At 65.3% G+C, this 3,144-nt stretch carries 5 protein-coding genes and 1 pseudogene; 3 read left to right on the plus strand and 3 right to left on the minus strand.

The genetic code is table 11. The annotated features are described in order from the left end of the window. On the plus strand, window positions 1-312 hold a 312-nt coding region (locus tag EN745_RS32565), incomplete at its 5' end, for a DUF2306 domain-containing protein (protein ID WP_127423146.1). 30 nt (window positions 313-342) lie between these two features. After that, a complete protein-coding gene (locus EN745_RS32570; protein ID WP_126054746.1) occupies window positions 343-768 on the plus strand; it encodes an OsmC family protein in 426 nt (141 codons plus the stop codon). Between the two features lie 17 nt (window positions 769-785). On the opposite strand, the pseudogene EN745_RS32575 reads toward EN745_RS32570, so the two are convergent. The 3 genes and pseudogenes from EN745_RS32575 to EN745_RS32585 all read right to left on the minus strand — a co-directional run bounded on the left by EN745_RS32575 (window position 786) and on the right by EN745_RS32585 (window position 2,448). After that, window positions 786-1,413, minus strand: a pseudogene (locus EN745_RS32575) (MarC family protein). A 94-nt stretch (window positions 1,414-1,507) separates the two neighbouring features. Beyond that, window positions 1,508-1,885 carry a VOC family protein gene (locus tag EN745_RS32580; RefSeq protein ID WP_127423147.1) on the minus strand — a complete coding sequence of 126 codons (378 nt, stop codon included), beginning with the start codon at window positions 1,883-1,885 and terminating at the stop codon, window positions 1,508-1,510. 38 nt (window positions 1,886-1,923) lie between these two features. Further along, the gene (locus EN745_RS32585; RefSeq protein WP_127423148.1) at window positions 1,924-2,448 is read right to left on the minus strand and encodes a hypothetical protein; all 525 of its coding nucleotides are present in this window, start codon (window positions 2,446-2,448) and stop codon (window positions 1,924-1,926) included. An 86-nt stretch (window positions 2,449-2,534) separates the two neighbouring features. Here EN745_RS32585 and EN745_RS32590 point away from each other — a divergent pair. Next, on the plus strand, window positions 2,535-3,144 hold a 610-nt coding region (locus EN745_RS32590), incomplete at its 3' end, for an AraC family ligand binding domain-containing protein (RefSeq protein ID WP_127423149.1).

Below are 3,144 nucleotides of genomic sequence, written 5' to 3' on the forward strand. Positions count from 1 at the left end.
CAGCTGGCGCTTCCGAAAGGCACGCCGAGCCACCGCGTGATGGGCTATGCCTGGGCGGCGCTGATGCTTGTCATCGCCGTCTCGAGTTTCTGGATCCGGCAGATCCGCCTGATCGGCCCGTTCAGTCCGATCCATCTCCTGTCGATCCTGGTGCTGGTCACCGCGCCGCTGGCGGTGTGGTATGCGCACACCCATCGCGTCGCCGCGCATCGCGGCGCCATGATCAAGCTCTATGTCTTCGCCTTGATCGGTGCCGGCATCTTCACGCTGCTGCCTGGCCGGATCATGCATACGGTCGTGTTCGGTCAATAGGCTGGCCAAGGCCTCGCAAGGAAAAATGCCGTGAAAGCACGCGTCAAATGGGTCGAGGAACGCACCTTCGTCGGTGAGTCCGGCAGCGGCCACAAGGTTGTCCTCGGAACAGCGTCCGGCCCGGAGGGCAAAACGCCGGGGCCGAGCCCGATGGAGCTCGTGCTGATCGGCACCGGCGGCTGTTCGGCCTACGACGTCGTCCACATCCTCGAAAAAGGCCGCGAGGCGATCGAGGATTGCGTCGTCGAGCTCGACGCCGACCGGGCAGAGAAGGAGCCCAGGGTCTTCACCCGCATCCACATGCATTTCATCGTCAAGGGCCGCGGGCTCTCGCATGAAAAGGTGAAGCGCGCGATCGACCTCTCGATCGAAAAGTACTGCTCGGCGACCGCGATGATGGCCAAGACGGCGACGGTCACGCATGATTTCGAGGTCGTCGATACCGCCGCGAAATAAGGCAGCAGGGGTCCCGCTTAGGCAGCCATTAGTGCCCTGACGCCGTCCGCAACGAACTGTACGGCGAGCGCCGCCAGGATGACGCCGCAGCCGCGTCAGGATCGAGCGGCCGGTCTGGCCGAGGATGCGATCGATGCGCTCCGCCAGCACGAACACCAGATAGGTGATGGCGAGGCAGACGAAGATGATGCCAACCAGCGCCGCCTGCGCCGCGAAACCGTCGAAGTGTCCCGACAGCAGCACCGTCGCCGAAATCGCGCCCGGGCCGGCGATCAGCGGGATCGCCAGCGGGAAGGCGGCGATATTGTGGATCATGTCCTTGGTGATGGCGACGTCGCCGATCTTCTCCTTGCGGTCCTGCCGGCGCTCGAACACCATTTCGAAGGCGATGAAGAAGAGCAGGAAACCGCCGGCGACGCGGAAGGCCGGCAGCGTGATGCCGAACACCGACAGGATCGAGGCGCCGGCAACCGCGAACAGCGCCATCACCAGGAAGCCGATCACCGAGGCCCGCACCGAAACTTGCTGGCGCTCCTCGCGGTTCATGCCGCGCGTCACAGCGAGGAAAAGCGTCGCCAGCCCGGGCGGGTCGATGGTCACCAGTATGGTGACGAAGGCATTGAACAGGCTGTCGAAGCTCGGCATCGCTGGTCCCCTCCCGCCGGGCGAAGCCCAAGCTCGTCAATTGGTAGAGCAAAGCGGGAGCGGTGGGAACAGGAAGGGAGGGGATTTCAGCCGGCTATTCAGCTTTGCCGCAGTAAGCCTCGAGCCGGTACCCGTCAGGGTCTATGACGAAGGCGGCATAGTAGTTTTCACCATAAGCGGCGCGCAAGCCAGGCGGGCCATTGTCCCTGCCGCCCTCACGCAACGCGGCCGCGTGGAAGGCATCGACGCTCTTTCGCGTCGGCGCGGCGAAGCAGAAATGCAGGCCGGACTCCGTGTCCGCCGGCACCGGCCGCGCGGCTTCATTCACCCAGAGCGCCACTGCATTGGCGCCATAGCCGAGCGAGCCGGGCGACTGGCTGAGGCAGCCATAGCCAAGTGGTTGCAGCACGGCATCGTAGAAGCGCTTCGAGACAGTTGTGTCGCCAACGCCGAGCGAGATGTGGTCAAGCATCGTTTTCTCCGTTTTTTCAATAGGTTGGCCGATCAGCCTCAAGTCGTGCGGCAGGCGAGGAATTCGACCTCGAGCCGCCAGGTGGCGCCGCCGTCATGCGAGCGCTCGCCGAGCCAACGGAACGAATTCTCGGTGATGCGCGAAAAGCTCCAACGCACCGACGCGCCGGAGCCATCGGCGCCGACCTGCACGATCGTCTCGCCCTCGGCGCGGCCGAGCTGCCGGCTGTAGTATTGGTTGCGCGGATCGCTCCAGAAGATGTGCCAGGCATCGACCCCGGGATCGTAGACGCGCAGGGTCGTACCGTAGAACGTCCACGCGCCGAGAGATGTCTGTACACCAGTATTGCGCGCGGGCAGGATCCACACGTCCTGGATCGCCTTGCCCTCCAGAACCCAGCCGAAATGCACCTCGCCACGCCCGGTAAGAACCGTGCCGTCCTCGAGATGGCGGGTGGCGTCGAATGTCCAGGCGCCGACGAAGCGCCCATAGAGCGCCAGCTTTTCGGCTAGGCCGGGGTTGGGCTCGCCGCTGTGCAGGGCCTCAGCGAAGGAATCGATCATGACTACTGCCTCGTTTGTCAGGAGAGCACGACCAATAGAGGCAGGAAAGGGTTCTGCGCTTGGGGAAAATTGCTAACTTTCGGGCGATGACGACGCGTGAGAAGAAAATCGTCTCGGGCCGGGGCTGGCAGGTGTCGGACGTCGTGTGCACCGCCGGCGTCGGCGACAGCCCGTTCGAGGAAGAGCATCGCGGCTTTTGCGTTGCCGCGGTAACCCAGGGCACGTTCCGCTACCGGACACGCGAGGGCACGGCGATGCTTGCGCCCGGCGCGATCCTGCTCGGCAATCCCGGCGCCTGCTATGAGTGCGGGCATGAGCACGGCGCCGGCGACCGCTGCCTCTCCTTCCATTTTTCGCCGACCTATATGGAGCGCATTGTCGCCGACGTGCCCGGCGCCATGCGGCTTGGCTTCGCCGCGCCGCGCCTGCCGCCGTTGCCGGCGCTTGCGCCGCTGCTGGCGGAAGCGGAAGCCGCGCGGGAAACCGGCGACGCCGACGCATTCGAGGAACTCGGCCTGCGCATTGCCGGCGCGGTGGTCAGGACGAGCTCGGATGCCGTTTATGCCGCCCGCGCGCCGAGCCGTCGCGACCAGAAACGGGTCGCCGAGGCGGTGCGGCTGATCGAACTCGAAGCAGACCGCCCGCTGTCGCTCGCCGACCTCGCCAGCAGCGCGGCGACGAGCCCCTATCATTTCC

This window comes from Mesorhizobium sp. M4A.F.Ca.ET.022.05.2.1 (assembly GCF_003998845.1).
Taxonomy (GTDB): domain Bacteria; phylum Pseudomonadota; class Alphaproteobacteria; order Rhizobiales; family Rhizobiaceae; genus Mesorhizobium.